The sequence below is a fragment of the Sulfitobacter sp. W027 genome, from assembly GCF_025143985.1.
Lineage (GTDB): Bacteria > Pseudomonadota > Alphaproteobacteria > Rhodobacterales > Rhodobacteraceae > Sulfitobacter.
Map to the genome: position 1 here is coordinate 52831 of NZ_CP083566.1, position 15007 is coordinate 67837.

Sequence of the window (15007 nt, forward strand, 5' to 3'; positions counted from 1 at the left end):
CAGAAGCCCCCGCCCGTGATTTTCACCCGGCCCGTGGCGGTGTATCGCCGTCGCCCAAGTCCCAGAACACGCCCGCCATCACGCGCAGCGCATCACGGCAAACGGGTTTCAGCACGTGCTCATCCGGTGCGTGCTGCGAACAGCTGCGGTAGGAATGCGGCACCCAGACTGTCGGCAGACCCAAAATATCGCTGAAACTGTCGTTTGGCAGCGAGCCTGCAAGGTTCGGCAGGATGTGCGGCGCTTTACCTGCGCTTTTCGTCAGAGAGGCGGCCACGAACTTCACCCACGGATGATCCGCATCAAGCCGCGTTGCGCGGAAGAAACCGCGGTCGTGCGGCTCAATCCGAACTTCCTCAAACCCGTGTTTGTCGAGGTGACGGCGCAGCGCGGGCAGGATGTCTTCGGGATCGGTGCCCACCACATAGCGCAGCTGGCAGGTCGCGCGTGCATGGGCCGAGATCGCGTTAACGGGCGCTTCAGGCACGCCGCTTTTCATCGCCAGAATGGCAAAGCTGTTCCAGCCATAGGCACGCTCGACCGGGGTCAGGTCTTCCTCGCCCCAGTCGCTGTCGATGGCGGGGCCATCATCGCTCTCAATCGGCAGGTTTTTAAGTGCGTCGCGGACCGACGGTGTCAGACTGTCAGGACGCCATTCGGCAATTTGGATTTGCCCGCGTTTGTCGGTGATCGTCGCAAGCGCCTGCGCCAAAATCATCGCCGGATCGGCCAGCAGACCACCCCAGTTGCCCGAGTGATGTGCGCCCTCGCGTTTCTCGACGATCAGATCAAAGGACACCCCCCCGCGCGAGCCCATGAACATCGTCGGCACTTCGGGTTGCAGGCGCGGGCCGTCTGAGGCAATCAGCACATCCGCCGTCAGCTTGTCGCGGTGTTCGGTGAAGAACTCAGGCAGGCCTGCGCTGCCGGTCTCCTCGCTCATCTCGATCACGATGCGGCAGTTGAAACCAAGCTTGCCCCGGGTCTTCAGCACCGCTTCCATCGCGGTGATGTTGATCAGATGCTGGCCCTTATTGTCGGCGGTGCCACGGCCGTAGAGCTTCTCGCCCTCCTCGACCAGTTTGAAGGGATGCAGCCCCTCGCGCCACTGGTCGGTCTGGGCGCGGATCACGTCGCCGTGGCCGTAGGTCAGCACGGTGGGGAGGTCGTCACCTTCGCGGCGTTCGCCCACCAATAGCGGCCCGCCGCGCGGGTCGGGGTTGTCGTGGAGCGAACAGGCAAAGCCCATGGCCGAGAGGCGCGGCTCCATCGTCTCGGTCAGATAGCGCATGAGTTCCGGCGATTGGTCGGGGTTCTGGCTTTCGGTCTCATAAGAGACGAGGTTGGCGAGGTCCGATTGAAAAGTACCCTCGTCGAAATAGGCGGTGATCGTCTCGATCGCTTGATCGCGGCTCATGCTCAAATGTCCTTTGTCATATCTTCGGAAACGGCGTCGCCCCAAGGCGACATAATCTCGGTGCAGCCGGAATTGCGCGTGCCATCACGCATCACACCTGCGGGGCAGGCAAAGGCGTAAGGAAAGATCGTGCGTTTTGTCTCTGCCACCTCATTGTCCTCACGCAGACGGTCCAGCACGTCGCGCGGCAGGCTGTCGTCGGCGATAAGCTGGTTGGCATCTGAGGCATCAATTCGGGGGGCGTGAAAACTGTCTTCGAGAGACATGTCGAAATCGGTCACGAAAGACGAAAGCTGTGCCACGGCGCCGAGGATCTTGCGCCCGCCGGATGCGCCGAAGGCAAAGAGTTTGTCACCCTGTTCGCCGATCACCGGGCAGACGTTCATCAGGCAGCGCTTGTTGGGGCCGAGCGAATTCGGGCGGCCCTGCACCGGGTCGAACCACATGATGCCATTGTTCATCAGAAATCCGGTAGAGGGGGAGACGACTCGAGAGCCGAAGATCGACAGCAGTGTTTGGGTCTGCGCGACCATATTACCGTCGCGGTCCACGACCGAGAAATGCGTGGTGCAGCCGGGGGCCGCGGGGCTCTCACCAGTGTCGCCCATCGAGCCCAAGCGGCGGGCATAGGCGCCTTTCAGCGCGGCGGCCATCGCGGCATAGCTGTCAGGGCCGGGGCCGGGGGCGGAGCCGAGGTCTTCGGTTTCCAGTGCAGCGAAGGTATCGCGGAAGGTCGGCCCAGCGGTCAGCCCCGGCACGACATGGAAACGTGCGTCGCGGTAGGCGAAATCAAGCGGGGCGTGGAACTCGGCGCGGTAGGCTTGCAGGTCTGCGACCGACAGGCTGCCGCCCTTGTCCTGAACGTCCTTTGCCATGGCGGCCCCGAGGTCACCGTCATAGAGCGTGCGCGCGCCGTGGCGGGCGATCTGGTCGAGGCTGTCGGCCATGCGTGACTGGTCCAAACGTTTCTCGGCCAGCGCGGTCCAACCGCTGATCGTGGGCCATTGACCGTCTTCGAGAAAGAGCGCGGCGGCGTCGGGATCCTTGGCCAACTCGCGGGTGCAGGAGGCGATGACGAGCGCGGCGAACCAATCCACGGTCAGCCCGCTGCGGGCGTGGTCGATGGCAGGGGCAAGCAGCTCACCCCATGGCATCTTGCCGAAGCGCTCGTGCGCCTGACCGAGCCCGTCGACGACGCCTGGCACGGCAATCGCCGTCGCACCCTGCACATTTCGGTCGCCTTCGACATGCTCCCACGGGAATAGATCGCCCGCCTTGCCCCGCCCGCTCAGCGGATAGTCCGCCGGATCGAGCGCGCCGGGGCTGCGCATGCCGTGGTTCAGCGCATGGGCTTGGCCCTCTTCTGCGCGCCAGAGCATCATCGCCCCGCCGCCCGCCGGGCCGCTCATCCACGGCTCCAGCACGCCGATCACGAAGGAGGTGGCGACGGCTGCGTCTACGGCATCGCCGCCCGCCGCCAGCACCTCGGCTCCGGCAAGAGCCGCCAGACGGTGCTGGGCGGCCACGACGCCGTGCTCGGTTTCAATGACGTGTTTGCGGGTTTGACTGCTGTGCGACAGGTTCTGCGACATGGGGTTACTCCTGCTCGTACATGGGGGTTTGCGGATCGTGCAGATGGCAGGCGACATGGCCCTGCGGGATCGCGATATGCCGTGGCGCATCGGTCTTGCACAGTTCTGTCGCACTCGGGCAGCGCGGGTGGAAATGGCAGCCCGGCGGCGGCGCGATGGGATTGGGGTAGGCCATGCCAAGCTGGGTGTCCGGCACGCCCAGGCCCGGCTCGGGCGTCAGCACCGATTTCAGCAACGCCTGTGTGTAGGGGTGCCGGGGCGCGTCAAAGAGGCCTGCGACCGTGTTTTGCTCGACGATCTCGCCCAAATACATCACCGCCACGCGTGTGGCGAGGTGTTCGACAACCGCGAGGTCATGGCTGATGAAGAGATAGGTGAGGCCGAACTCTTCGCGCAGCTCGCCCAGCAGGTTGAGAATCTGGCTCTGCACCGAGACATCCAGCGCCGAAGTCGGTTCGTCGCAGATCACCACCTCGGGCCTCATGATGAGCGCCCGGGCGATGGCGACGCGCTGACGCTGGCCGCCGGACATCTGGCTGGGATAGGTGTTCATCACCCGCTGCGGCAGGCCGACAACGTCGAGGATTTCCTTCACCTTCTGTTTGCGGCTGGCCTCATCGCCGATTCCATGCACCCGCAGCGGCAGGGAGATCACGTCATAGATGCTCTTGCGCGGGTTGAGCGAGGAGTAGGGGTCTTGGAAGATCGGCTGGATGCGCCGCGCCAGCGCCAACCGGCCCTGTTGCGTGATCTCTTCACCGTCGATCTTGACGTGACCAGCGGTGGGTTGTTCCAGCCCCAAGAGGATCTTGGCGAGGGTGGATTTACCGCAACCGGATTCACCAACCAGCCCCAGCACTTCGCCTTTGCCCAGTTGCAGCGATACGTCGTTCACAGCCGTCAGCGGTTTGACCTTGCCGAACATGCCCTGTTTCACCCGGTAGGTCTTGCTGACACCGGAAAGCTCCAGCACCGGGGGGGTGTTCACGCTGTCCTTCATACGGTCAGCTCCTTCTCGGAATGGCGTTTGCCATCGGGGAAAATGCAGCGGAAGGCGTGGCTGCCGTCCTCTCTTTTCGGGATCTCGCCCCGGCATTCGGCGACCGCATGGGGGCAGCGGGTGCGGAAGACGCAGCCTTTGATCTCGCCCACCAGCGAGGGCACGATGCCCGGGATGGTGCCCAGTTTCGCGCCGCGGTCAGTCTTGCCGGGCAGGGGGATGCAGCGCAACAAGCCGCGGGTGTAGGGATGCGAGGGGGCGCCAAAGATGTCGCCCACCGGGCCGGTCTCGACCAATTCGCCCGCGTACATCACCGCGACCTTGTCGGCCACACGGGCCACCACGCCGAGGTCATGGGTGATCAGGATCACGGCCATGTTCATCTCGCGCCCCAGATCGTGCAGCAGCCGCAGGATCTGCGCCTGAATGGTCACGTCGAGCGCGGTTGTGGGTTCGTCCGCGATGATCAGCTCCGGCTCGCACATCAGCGCCATGGCGATCATCACGCGCTGGCGCAGACCGCCTGAAAGCTGGTGCGGGTATTGCGACAGGCGGCTTTCGGCGGCGGTGATGCCGACCTTCTCCAAGAGCTCAATCGCACGCGCACGGGCCTGCTGGCGGGTGACCTTACGGTGCAGCAGCAGCGCCTCGGCCAATTGGTCGCCGATAGTATAGGCAGGGTTGAGGGAGGTCATCGGTTCTTGAAAGATCATCGCCATCCTCGCCCCGCGCAGTTTGCGCATCTGGCTGTTGCTGGCGGTGGTCAACTCGGTCCCGTCAAAGGTCATCCGATCCGCGTTCCGTTTGATGGATTTGCCCAAGAGCCCCATCAGCGCCAGCGAGGTCAGCGATTTGCCCGACCCGCTTTCGCCAACGATGCAGAGGGTTTCGCCACGGTCGAGGTCGAAGTCGATCCCGCGCACCGCCTGCAGGGTGCCGCTGCCCGTGGGAATGTCGAGCCGCAGGTTGCGGACGCTCAGAAGTGGTTCTGTCATGGGTCAGCTCCGGTTTTCGGGGGCGGTGACGTCGCGCAGACCGTCACCCATCAGGTTGATCGCCAGCACCAGCACAAAGAGCACGGCACCGGGGATCAGCACGAGCCAAGGCTCGAAGAGCATCATGTTCTTGCCTTCGGAGACCATCAGACCCCAGCTTGGTGTCGGCGGCTGCACCCCGAGGCCGAGGAAGGAGAGTGCTGCTTCGAGCAGGATCGCATGGGCCATCTCCAGCGTCACGACAACGATCAGGTTGTTGGCGATGTTGGGCATGATCTCGGACAGCAGGATGCGCGGGGTGGAGGCGCCGATGACTTGTGCCGCGGCCACGTATTCGCGCCGCCGCACCTGCATGGTCGAGGCGCGCATGACCACGGCGAACCGGTCCCACAAGAGCAGCCCCAGCACCACGATCACCACCTGCAATGACCCGCCAAGAATCGCCACCACGGCCAGGGCCACCAGCACCACCGGCATCGCCAGACGCACATTAATTAGGAAGGTGACAACCGCGTCGACCTTGCCGCCGAAATAGCCCGCGGCCACGCCCATGGCGGTGCCGATCACGCCCGAGATCAGTGCGGCCACCACGCCGATCAGCAGCGAGATGCGCGCGCCGTAGATCAGACGCGACAGGTAATCGCGGCCCAGATGGTCAGTGCCCAAGGGATGCTCCCAGTCGCCGCCCATGAAGACCGGCGGCTCCATGCGGGTCATCAGGCTTTGCGCATAGGGGTCATGCGGGGCGAGCCAAGGGGCGAGGATTGCTACGATGGTTAGCAAGATCAGGACGATGGCACCGATCAGGAAACCCTGATGCCCAAAGATGCGCTTGCGCAGCATCTGTGCCGGAGTCGGGCCGGTGATTTCGTCCAGAAGACTGTCATGGGTGCTGGCGGTGATCATGTCAGCTGCTCCTCATGCGGGGGTCGAGCCATGCGTTGAGCACGTCGGCCAGAAAGGTGAAAACGATGTAGAACATCGAGAAGATCAGGATCAGCGCCTGCACCGTGGGCAGGTCGTTGCGGGCGATGCTCTCCCACGCCAGATAGCCCGCGCCGTGCAGCGCGAAGATCGACTCAACCACGATGGAGCCGCCCAGCATGAAGCCCATCTGCACGGCGGCAAGGCTCACCACCGGGATGATCGCATTGCGCAGCGCGTGGCGGAACAGCACGCGGGTCTCGTTTGCACCCTTGGCCCGGGCGGTGCGAATGTAGTCAGAGTTCAGCACGTCCAGCATGCCGGCGCGCGTGAGGCGCATGATCGCGGGCATCGCGTAGTAGCCCAGCACGATGGTCGGCAGAATGAAATGACGCCAAGTTTCGGTGCCCGAAGGCGGCAGCCAACCCAGTTGGATCGCAAAGACCACGATCAGGATCAGGCCGAACCAGAAGCTTGGCATCGCTTGCCCGGCGACCGAGATGAACAGCGCCACGCGGTCAATGATCGAATTGGGGCGGATCGCGGCGACCACGCCAAGCGGCACGGCAGTGAGCAGCGCGAAGGTGATGCCGCAGACGCCGAGGGTCATGGTGACACTGAGACGGTCGGCAATGAGTGAGGCAACCGGCAGGCGGAAATAGTAACTTTCGCCGAAATCGCCCTGCATGGCCGAGAACAGCCATTCGCCATATTGCACCAGCATCGGACGGTCAAAACCGTAGAGGCGGCGCAGGGCCTCGACATCTTCGCCACTGGCGGTTTCACCGGCCAGCGCGGCGGCGGGGTCGCCCGACAGGAACAGCAGGCTAAAGCTGATAAACGACACGGTGAAGGCCACGAGAATGGCCAGTCCCAATCGTTTGAGAATGAATTGAAGCACGGGTGCAACTACCTTGAGGCTGCGCCGCAGACGAATGGCCTGCCGCGTGGGTCTGGGTGGGGTGCGGAAAAAAGCCGGGCAGGGGCACCGAACATGGCGCCCCTGCGGGTTGGTTTACTTCCAGCTGGCCGTGGTGAAGCGCAGAACTTCGTCGGATGTGGGCGTGTATTCCACCTCATTGGTGGTCACGTAGTTGGTGTTGTAGGAGAACATCGGTGCCCAATAGGCTTCCTCGGTGATGCGCTCAATCGCCTTGGAGTAGTTCTCTTTGCGCACGGCCTCATCGGTCGAGCTGTCAGCGATGTTGAGGTATTCCAGCGTCTCATCGTCCATCGCATAGTCAAGAGAGCCGTGCTTGAAGAACTGGCTGACCATCGCAGAGGCGTCGTTGATCGAATAGCTACCCCATGTCTGGAACGACACGGCTGTCTCGCCCTTCATGTTCTGCTCGCGCAGGGCGGAATACTGCAACATCTTGAAGTTGGTATCGATGCCCACGGCGTTGAGATAGCTGGTGATCGCCTCGGCATATTCACGGTCGCGGTAGGCATAAAAGTCGATGGTCAGACCGTCTTCATAGCCCGCCTCGGCCAGCAGTTCCTTGGCTTTCTCGGGGTTGTATTCATACTCGACCGCCGCCTCTTCGTCGCAGCCGAACTGGCTGGGGAAGCAGGGCGTGTAGACGACCTTGGACTTACCCTTGAGCAGTGCGTCAACCAGTTCCTGACGGTTAATCGCGTAGTTCACGGCCTTGCGCACGCGGATGTCGGTGAAGGGACTGTCTTCCGAACGGCCCGCCGCATCCAGCGTCAGATAACCGACGCGCATGGTGGATTCGTTGGAAACTTGGAACTCGTCCCGCTCGGCCAGCTTTTCGGCCTGATCCGCGGGCACTTGCCAGATCATATCGAGCGAGCCGCTGAACAGTTCCGCCATCTGGGTGTTCACATCCGGGATCGTGCGGATGTCGACGTTCTTGATGCTGGGCTTGCCCTTGGGGCTGTCGTGGTAGCCTTCATAGGCTTCCAGTTTGAAGTGCTGGCCGGGCACGACTTCGGTCACTTTGTAGGGGCCGGTGCCGACGGGTTTGAGGCCCATGCCTTCGGGGCCGGCTTCTTCGTAGTAGTCGCTGGGGTACATCGACACGGGGCCGGACAGGAATTCGATGGCCGCCGGGAATTTTTCCTTCAGCATGATGCGGACGGTATAGTCGTCAACCTTCTCAGCTGATTTCATCCAGTTCACGTTGCGCTGCGTTTTCACGCCATTGGCCTCATCGGCGACGTAATTCACGGTGAACACCACGTCATCGGCGGTGAAGTCGGAGCCGTCGTGGAATTTTACACCTTCGCGCAGTTTGAATTCGATGGTCGTGTCGTCAATCCATTCCCATTCGGTGGCGAGGTTGCCCATGTATTCGTTGCTGACCGGATCGCGGTAGATCAACCCGTCCCAGACCGCGCGCTGCAGCACAACGCCTTCGCGCGATGAGTTGAAGTAGCTGTCGACGTTCTCAAGCTCTTTGGTGAAGGCGACGTTCAGCGTGTCGTCTGCCTTGTCCGCCCAAGCAGCACCCGTGGCGGCGGCAAGGACAAGCCAGGTGATGGTAGATTTCAGGACCGTGGATTTCATGGTCAACTCCCCTGTTGGTTTACGAATTCGGTTCCGTATCGTTTTTGACTTGCGGAGCGTATCATATAGTAATACTTGATATCGCTATACGATTAGTAAACGCAATGAGCTTGGCATACGTCAAGCCCCGGTTTGAGCAATTGGGCCGGTTTCAGGGGTAGGTGATTGGAAAAGAAGCAAAATACGCTCTATGTGGGATCACTGGCCAAGGGGCTGCGACTGCTCCGCGCTTTTGATGAATCGCATACGGAATTGTCACTGGTAGAGCTGGCCGCGCGCAGCGGGCTGGACAAAAGTGCCGTGCAACGCCTTGCGAATACGCTGCATATCGAGGGCATGTTGGAGAAGGATCCAGTCACTCGGCGCTATCGCCCCTCGCATGCGTGGCTCGAACTGGCCTATGCCTATTACTGGTCAGATCAACTGGTCGGGCAGGCGATTCCCAAGCTCATCGACCTCAGCCAAGAGATCGGTGAGACGGTGAATCTGGCCGAACTTTCCAAGGACCATATCATCTACGTTAGCCGCTTGCCCTGTCAGCGGACCTATTTCGCGGCCACGGTCATCGGACGGCGGCTGCCTGCGCTTTCGACATCGGCGGGGCGGGCGATCATCTCGACCTTCTCGCCCGAGGATCGGGAAGAGGCGATTGAGACTTGGCCGCTCAAAGCCTTCACCGCGCGCACCACTCTGGACCGCGCGACGATCCGCAACAGCATCGATGAGGCGGTGCAGCAGGGCCATGCGATCTCCAGCGATCAGATGATCCTGTCTGAGATTGGCGTGGCATGCCCAATCACCGGCCCCGACGGGCGTGCCTTTGCGGCGGTGCAATGCTCGGTCTCGGCCCATACATGGACGCGTGAGCGGATCAGGGCGGAGATCTTGCCGCGGCTGCAAGACACTGCGAATGCCATCTCGCCCTCGTCACAGGTACACAGACGTTAAAAAGCCGGGGCTATGTGGCCCCGGCCAATGTTTTCTTATTCCCAGTTCAGCTTTTCTTCGCGTTCCCAGAACCGCAGCTTGCGGCAGGACTTCAGAAAATCTCCGGCATTGTCGGCGGTGATCTCCGTGGTGCCCTCGTCCTTCTCAACACCGGCGGCTTTGAGCAGCGGATCGGCGGCCTTTGTCCACGCGATGAACTTGTTATGCGCGAAAGCGTCCGAGACGAAATCCTGCGAGGGTTTGTTCTTGGCGATCTTGTCGGCTTTCTCATCGCCAAAGACCAGTGCCACGGCATCAAACACAACCGACGGCCCACCGTCGATCTTTTCATCCCCCGCGCGGGTGCTGCCGTCCGACAGGGTGACCCCTTGGATATGAGGCGTCACGATGGCCACCATCGCGCCCTCATCGGCACAGGCTTTCTCCAGCGCTTCGACCACAGAAGCATCGGCACCATCAGTCAGATACAGACCCAATTTGCGCCCCGCAAATGTGTTTGGCGGGTTCTTCAGAATGCTCAGCGCATCAGAGGCAGGCAGATCGGTAATCGGCTTGCGCGCCGGGATCGCAGGTTCGGGCATCTCGGTTACGCCAAGGCCTTCGGCCACTTGTTTGGCCAGGTCGTCATGCACATTCAATAAATGCGACAGCATGCGAAGACGAATGCGCTCCTCCTGACATTTGGACAGCTCGAACGTATAGGCCGCCGCGATATGCTGCTGTTCGATCTCGGTCTGGCTGATGTAGAACTGCCGGGCTTGGCTGTAGTGGTCGGCGAATGTCTCAGAGCGCACGCGCTGCTTGGTGCCGCTGACCTCTTCGGGGTAGCTTTTGAACCCAATCTCGGGGTTTTCACGCGGGCCGCCATCGTCGCTCCAACTGTTCGGCTCATAGTTCACCCGGCCCTTGGGATTGTGCATCGCCATATGGCCGTCTTGCTGAAAATGGTGGAACGGGCATTTCGGCGCGTTGATCGGAATATGGGTGAAGTTCGGCCCGCCGAGGCGTTTGATCTGCGTGTCGAGATACGAGAAGTTCCGCCCCTGCAGCAGCGGGTCGTTGGTGTGGTCGATCCCACGCACGATGTTCTGGGTGCAAAAGGCGACCTGCTCGGTCTCGGCAAAGAAGTTGTCCACGTTTGCATCCAGCGTCAGCGTGCCGATGATGCGTACCGGCACCTGTTCCTCGGGGATCAGCTTGGTCGCGTCGAGGATGTCGAACTCAAAGTTATCGGCGAATTCATCGTCAAAGACCTGAATGCCCAGATCCCACTGCGGGAAATCGCCCGCGTCGATCGCATCCCACATGTCGCGGCGGTGGAAATCCGGGTCCGCGCCGTTGATCTTGAGCGCTTCGTTCCAGACCACCGATTGAACGCCCTGCTTTGGCTTCCAATGGAACTTAACGTAATGGGACTTTCCTTCAGCATTGACTAGCCGGAAGGTATGCACGCCAAAGCCTTCCATGAAACGGAAGGAACGCGGGATGGCCCGGTCGGACATTTGCCAAACCGTCATATGCATTGCCTCGGGTGAGAGCGAAATGAAATCCCAAAAGTTGTCATGCGCCGATTGCGCCTGTGGGAAGCCCCGGTCGGGGGCGGCTTTGACGGAGTGGACGAGATCGGGGAATTTGATTGCGTCCTGGATGAAGAACACAGGGATGTTGTTACCAACCAAATCCCAGTTGCCCTCTTTGGTGTAGAATTTGGTCGCAAAGCCACGCACGTCACGGGCCAGATCGAAGGACCCTTTGTTGCCCGCGACGGTCGAGAAACGGGTGAATGTCGGGGTCTTTTCGCCCACACGCTGGAAAATGTCAGCGGCAGAGAGTTCGGGGATCGCCTCGGTCAGCTCGAAATGCCCATGCACCCCGTAGCCGCGCGCGTGAACGACACGCTCTGGAATGCGCTCATGGTCAAAGTGGAACATCTTCTCGCGAAAAATGTGATCTTCCATCAAGACCGGCCCGCGCGGACCTGCTTTGAGCGAGTTCTGATCATCCGCGATCGGACCGCCCTGCGCAGTCGTCATCGTCTTTTCGCGGTCCGTGGTTTGCTGGCGGGGTTCACCGCCTTTGCCAAGTTCTTTATCTGTCATGATCTTTCTCCACAGCGCCCCCGGAATATGGTCGGGAGGATTTGTTGCTAATACGTGGCTGGCCCGACTGGCCGCTCCAGAGGGGGTCGCAAATGCCCCATCTATGAAAGTTCAACCGCCTCAAAGGCCGCGGGTTCCGTGGCATTCGTGACCGGAGCGCAAAACTGTTCGCCGGGCAGGGAACGGGCACGCGACGGATGCGGCTTAGGCATATAATCGCCCTTTGCACTCTGCAAAAACGCCGCGAGCGTGGTGATATGGACCGACAGATCACGCACTGGCACGCGCTGAGAGGGCGGCACTTGCGCCGGCCAGCATCCCATCGCACCCTGCCGCTGTTGCTCAAGCAGATAAGCGGCATTCGGCAGGCAGTCGTCGGCCAGATAACCTGCACCGGCAAGCCTGATGCGCAGCGTATCTGCCATGCCGCCTTCGGCCCGCCCCACAAGGCGGCAGGAGGCTTCGACCCATATGTCATCCGCGTGGAGCACGCGTTTGCCCAGCTCCCTCAACGCGCGGATGATCTGGCGGTCTTCGCCGCAGGGGATCGGAGCAAAACCGCCGACGGCCTCATAGGCGTCGCGGGTGAAGCCAAGGCTGGCACCTGGAGCCCCGCCGTGGCTCCCGCGCAGCTCGGTGCAATTGGGGGCATGGCGGGCGTAGAACTCCAGCACCAAGTCTCGGTAGGCCATCTCTAGATCGTGGAAACTGGGGTCCAGCCCGGCGAGACAGACGGCTTCGACGGGGTTCAAGGTGACCCTACCGCAGACCGCGTCGAAACCCTGCAGATGCTGGATGCTTCGCGCCACCCAATCGGGACTTACGCGGCAATCGGCATCGGTCGTCAGGATATGGCGCAGGTGGGGCATCTGCTCTAACGCCAAGGCGCAACCGTGCTGCCTGGCGGCACCGACCCCCACGCCCGGAGGGAAGGTAAGATTGAGCAGGGTCAGGTCAAACCCCTGCTGCGCCGCTGCCGCCTGCGCAAGTGCGGCAGTATCGTCGTCGGTGTTGTTCACCACAAGGATCACCCGCACCCGCTCGTTGCACTGAGGGGCCAAGGCCATCAGGCAGTCTTCGATCCTTTCTGCCTCATTCCGGGCGGGTATGATGATCGCGGTATCCTTGCAGCGCTCGAAACTCATTTGCTCCCCCCCGGCATTGCGCGGTCGATGCGGTAGTCCTTGGTCTGGCTGACGCGGGTGAAATCATGGGTGGTGAGGGCCTTGGCAAACCCCTCCAACGCCTCCTCCCCCTGAAGCGGGTTTCCGGTGTCGCCGCGCCATGTCACGCAGATGATTTCGGCCCGCGACCAGCGGGTGGCGATGTCGGTAGCGAGGTGTTCAAGCCCGGCATGATTTAGGAAATAGAGCACTTCCGACAGGATCAGCAGATCGAAATCCCCCTCAGGCAGCGGACCGGGGTAGAAGCCTTGCACAAACCGAGCCTGTGGCACGGCCTCTCGGGCGGCGGTCAGAGCGGTGGCCACGGCGTCCATCCCGGTATAGCGCGCACAGATGTCGATCAGATGCCGCGCCAATTGGCCATTGCCACAGCCCAGCTCAAAGGCGGAGCGGTAGCCATCTTGCGAAAGCGCCGACCGAGTCGCTGCGAATTTGGCTTGTTCATAGGCGCTATGCTCAAACCTCCAAGGGTCGCTCGTGTCGGCATAGAGGCCCTGCAGATGATCCAACCCCACGCCCATCACGGCATCCTCCAAAAGAGCTCGTTTTCCTGCACGAAAAGATCGACCATGGCTTCGGGCAGAACAAAGCCGTTGGGATCATCCTGCACGATCTGTCCAAGCTGGCTGCGATGGGCCCGGATCGCATTGGTCTTGGCCTTTCGGTTGGGGGCCGTGTCGAGGGGGACGGGGTCGTATCGCGCGGTGTTATGTGCAAATTCCGGATCGTCGAAACGGCTCCAAACCGGGTAGCTGTGGAACTGTAAATCGGGGCGCTGTGTGCGTAAGACGGCAGCCAGTTGCGCGGCAGTTTGATGGTCGCAGTGTTTGTCTTCTCGGGCCGGAACGAAGACATGGCGCGCTTTCTGGCTGTCGATCGCCTTTGCCAGCGCCGCCAATACCTCCATCGCCGCGATCTCATGCAACCGGCTGTCGGGCAGGCCGAGCCATGTCAGGTCTTCCGCCGTGCCGCCCAAAATTTGCAGGGCCGAAACCAGCTCCTTGCGGCGCTCTTTGGCCAGCCGGGCCGGGGGCCATACGCGGGACGCGGGGTGACTGGCGCTGCCGTCGGTGAGGCAGATCACATGGGCCCCCGCGCCTGCAAATGCCCGACTTAAAAGGCCGCCACAGGCGAGTGTTTCATCATCAGGATGGGGGGCGATTACCGCGATCTTCTCGCGGCCAGAAAGGGCTTGGGAAAGGGCCGCGTTCCCGTTCATTTGAAGACACCCCAGATCGTTTCTCCGCTTGAGAGCGCATGCCGGGCGGCGCGTTGCAAAAAAGCGTCCCGCGCCGCCTGGCGCAGATAGACCGACAGATCGCGCGCCATGCGCCCGGTCTCGGAGGCGGCGGTAAAGTGCCGCAGTCCAAGGCTTTGTTCGACCGCAGTGATCGTCTCAAGGGCAACCTCTTCGGTATAGATGCGTGCGGCGATGGAGGTGCTAACGATGGTTTCCGCTCCTGCATCGCCTGTACTGGCAAGCGCCGCGCGCTCGACCAAGGCCATGCCGGCCCAAACCCGCATCAAGACCTGCATGAGCCGGGCCAGTTGCGCCTCTGCGTCGAGGCGGTCCATGTCACGCAAATCGGCTGCTGCCGCATCTATCAGCCCCGCCGCCGCCCCGGCCTGAAGTGCCGCGATCCGCCAGACGCCGCCGACAAAATGCGGCTCTTTCAAATAGTCGCCGGGAGCGCCGATAAGGTTCTCATCTCTAAGAGGCAGGCCAGAGAAATCGAACTTGCCCGAAGCCGTGGCGCGCATTCCCAACATGTCCCATCGCGTCGCATCGCCGCGTTCGGGGTCGGTCACATCCATCAGCGCAAGCTGCACTTCGGGGCCGGAGTTCAACGAAATAACCGCATGGGTTACGGTGCCGAGACCGGAGGCAAAGGCCTTTTCACCCTGCAACACACCAGCCTCGAACGTCGCAGGTGTACCGCCATCGGCCCCCCAAACCCCCAAAAGACCGCCCCGTCGGATCACCTGCTCTGCGTGTCTGGCCTGTACCGGGCTGCCGTAAAGCCGGATCAGCCGGAGCGCGTTGACGTGACCTTCCCACAGGCGGCCAACACTAAGATTGACAGCACCGATCCGCATCAGTGCGTGGGCCACGCGCAAGGGGGAGGTCGCACCATCCTCCAGCATCAGCCCGGCGTCGCGCAGTATGTCGATGGAGGTGTTGATTGGCCGCTCGCCACTCTCCTCGGCCCGCGCTGCCGTGTGCAGTTCTTGCCGGGCGGCATCCGTGAGGGTGGGGGTCTGTGAACTGGGCGGGAAAGGATCGAAACGCGGGGCACTGTTCATGACAGGATCCG

General features: G+C 61.9%; 13 protein-coding genes. 1 reads left to right on the top strand and 12 read right to left on the bottom strand.

The features are described from left to right. Window positions 1–22: 22 nt before the first annotated feature. From K3759_RS17785 to K3759_RS17815, 7 genes are all read right to left on the bottom strand, one after another. A complete protein-coding gene (locus tag K3759_RS17785) occupies window positions 23–1417 on the bottom strand; it encodes a M20 family metallopeptidase (RefSeq protein ID WP_259986152.1) in 1395 nt (464 codons plus the stop codon). 2 nt (window positions 1418–1419) lie between these two features. Then, window positions 1420–3009, bottom strand: a complete 1590-nt coding sequence (locus K3759_RS17790; protein WP_259986154.1) for a gamma-glutamyltransferase — start codon at window positions 3007–3009, stop codon at window positions 1420–1422. A 4-nt stretch (window positions 3010–3013) separates the two neighbouring features. After that, a complete protein-coding gene (locus K3759_RS17795) occupies window positions 3014–4009 on the bottom strand; it encodes an ABC transporter ATP-binding protein (RefSeq protein WP_259986156.1) in 996 nt (331 codons plus the stop codon). Further along, window positions 4006–5004, bottom strand: coding sequence for an ABC transporter ATP-binding protein (locus K3759_RS17800; protein WP_259986159.1), 999 nt, complete (start codon window positions 5002–5004; stop codon window positions 4006–4008). The genes K3759_RS17795 and K3759_RS17800 overlap by 4 nt, the downstream gene beginning before the upstream one ends. A gap of 3 nt (window positions 5005–5007) precedes the next feature. Then, complete coding sequence (locus tag K3759_RS17805; RefSeq protein WP_259986160.1) at window positions 5008–5910, bottom strand: ABC transporter permease; 903 nt, start codon at window positions 5908–5910, stop codon at window positions 5008–5010. 1 nt (window position 5911) lies between these two features. Continuing rightward, window positions 5912–6829, bottom strand: coding sequence for an ABC transporter permease (locus K3759_RS17810; protein ID WP_259986162.1), 918 nt, complete (start codon window positions 6827–6829; stop codon window positions 5912–5914). 114 nt (window positions 6830–6943) lie between these two features. Beyond that, on the bottom strand, window positions 6944–8461 hold the full coding sequence (locus tag K3759_RS17815; RefSeq protein WP_259986164.1) for an ABC transporter substrate-binding protein: 1518 nt from the start codon (window positions 8459–8461) through the stop codon (window positions 6944–6946). A gap of 165 nt (window positions 8462–8626) precedes the next feature. Between K3759_RS17815 and K3759_RS17820 the strand changes: the two genes are divergently transcribed. Further along, window positions 8627–9409 carry an IclR family transcriptional regulator gene (locus tag K3759_RS17820; RefSeq protein ID WP_259986169.1) on the top strand — a complete coding sequence of 261 codons (783 nt, stop codon included), beginning with the start codon at window positions 8627–8629 and terminating at the stop codon, window positions 9407–9409. Between the two features lie 35 nt (window positions 9410–9444). Here the strand turns inward: K3759_RS17820 and K3759_RS17825 are convergent, their stop codons facing one another. The 5 genes from K3759_RS17825 to K3759_RS17845 all read right to left on the bottom strand — a co-directional run bounded on the left by K3759_RS17825 (window position 9445) and on the right by K3759_RS17845 (window position 14996). Further along, the gene (locus tag K3759_RS17825) at window positions 9445–11508 is read right to left on the bottom strand and encodes a catalase (RefSeq protein WP_259986171.1); all 2064 of its coding nucleotides are present in this window, start codon (window positions 11506–11508) and stop codon (window positions 9445–9447) included. A gap of 101 nt (window positions 11509–11609) precedes the next feature. Next, on the bottom strand, window positions 11610–12653 hold the full coding sequence (locus K3759_RS17830; protein ID WP_259986173.1) for a glycosyltransferase family 2 protein: 1044 nt from the start codon (window positions 12651–12653) through the stop codon (window positions 11610–11612). Further along, window positions 12650–13213: a trans-aconitate 2-methyltransferase gene (locus K3759_RS17835; protein WP_259986175.1), complete on the bottom strand. Its 564-nt coding sequence runs from the start codon at window positions 13211–13213 to the stop codon at window positions 12650–12652. Before K3759_RS17835 ends, K3759_RS17830 begins: the two co-directional genes overlap by 4 nt. Beyond that, a complete protein-coding gene (locus tag K3759_RS17840; RefSeq protein WP_259986176.1) occupies window positions 13213–13911 on the bottom strand; it encodes a PIG-L deacetylase family protein in 699 nt (232 codons plus the stop codon). Before K3759_RS17840 ends, K3759_RS17835 begins: the two co-directional genes overlap by 1 nt. After that, on the bottom strand, window positions 13908–14996 hold the full coding sequence (locus tag K3759_RS17845; protein ID WP_259986177.1) for an acyl-CoA dehydrogenase: 1089 nt from the start codon (window positions 14994–14996) through the stop codon (window positions 13908–13910). The genes K3759_RS17840 and K3759_RS17845 overlap by 4 nt, the downstream gene beginning before the upstream one ends. Window positions 14997–15007 lie beyond the last annotated feature (11 nt).

Coding starts and splice junctions, on each gene's coding strand:
- K3759_RS17835 (WP_259986175.1), bottom strand. CDS start 13,213: ATGGGCGTGGGGTTGGATCATCTGCAGGGCCTCTATGCCGACACGAGC.
- K3759_RS17845 (WP_259986177.1), bottom strand. CDS start 14,996: ATGAACAGTGCCCCGCGTTTCGATCCTTTCCCGCCCAGTTCACAGACC.
- K3759_RS17840 (WP_259986176.1), bottom strand. CDS start 13,911: ATGAACGGGAACGCGGCCCTTTCCCAAGCCCTTTCTGGCCGCGAGAAG.
- K3759_RS17795 (WP_259986156.1), bottom strand. CDS start 4,009: ATGAAGGACAGCGTGAACACCCCCCCGGTGCTGGAGCTTTCCGGTGTC.
- K3759_RS17800 (WP_259986159.1), bottom strand. CDS start 5,004: ATGACAGAACCACTTCTGAGCGTCCGCAACCTGCGGCTCGACATTCCC.
- K3759_RS17825 (WP_259986171.1), bottom strand. CDS start 11,508: ATGACAGATAAAGAACTTGGCAAAGGCGGTGAACCCCGCCAGCAAACC.
- K3759_RS17790 (WP_259986154.1), bottom strand. CDS start 3,009: ATGTCGCAGAACCTGTCGCACAGCAGTCAAACCCGCAAACACGTCATT.
- K3759_RS17815 (WP_259986164.1), bottom strand. CDS start 8,461: ATGAAATCCACGGTCCTGAAATCTACCATCACCTGGCTTGTCCTTGCC.
- K3759_RS17805 (WP_259986160.1), bottom strand. CDS start 5,910: ATGATCACCGCCAGCACCCATGACAGTCTTCTGGACGAAATCACCGGC.
- K3759_RS17830 (WP_259986173.1), bottom strand. CDS start 12,653: ATGAGTTTCGAGCGCTGCAAGGATACCGCGATCATCATACCCGCCCGG.
- K3759_RS17785 (WP_259986152.1), bottom strand. CDS start 1,417: ATGAGCCGCGATCAAGCGATCGAGACGATCACCGCCTATTTCGACGAG.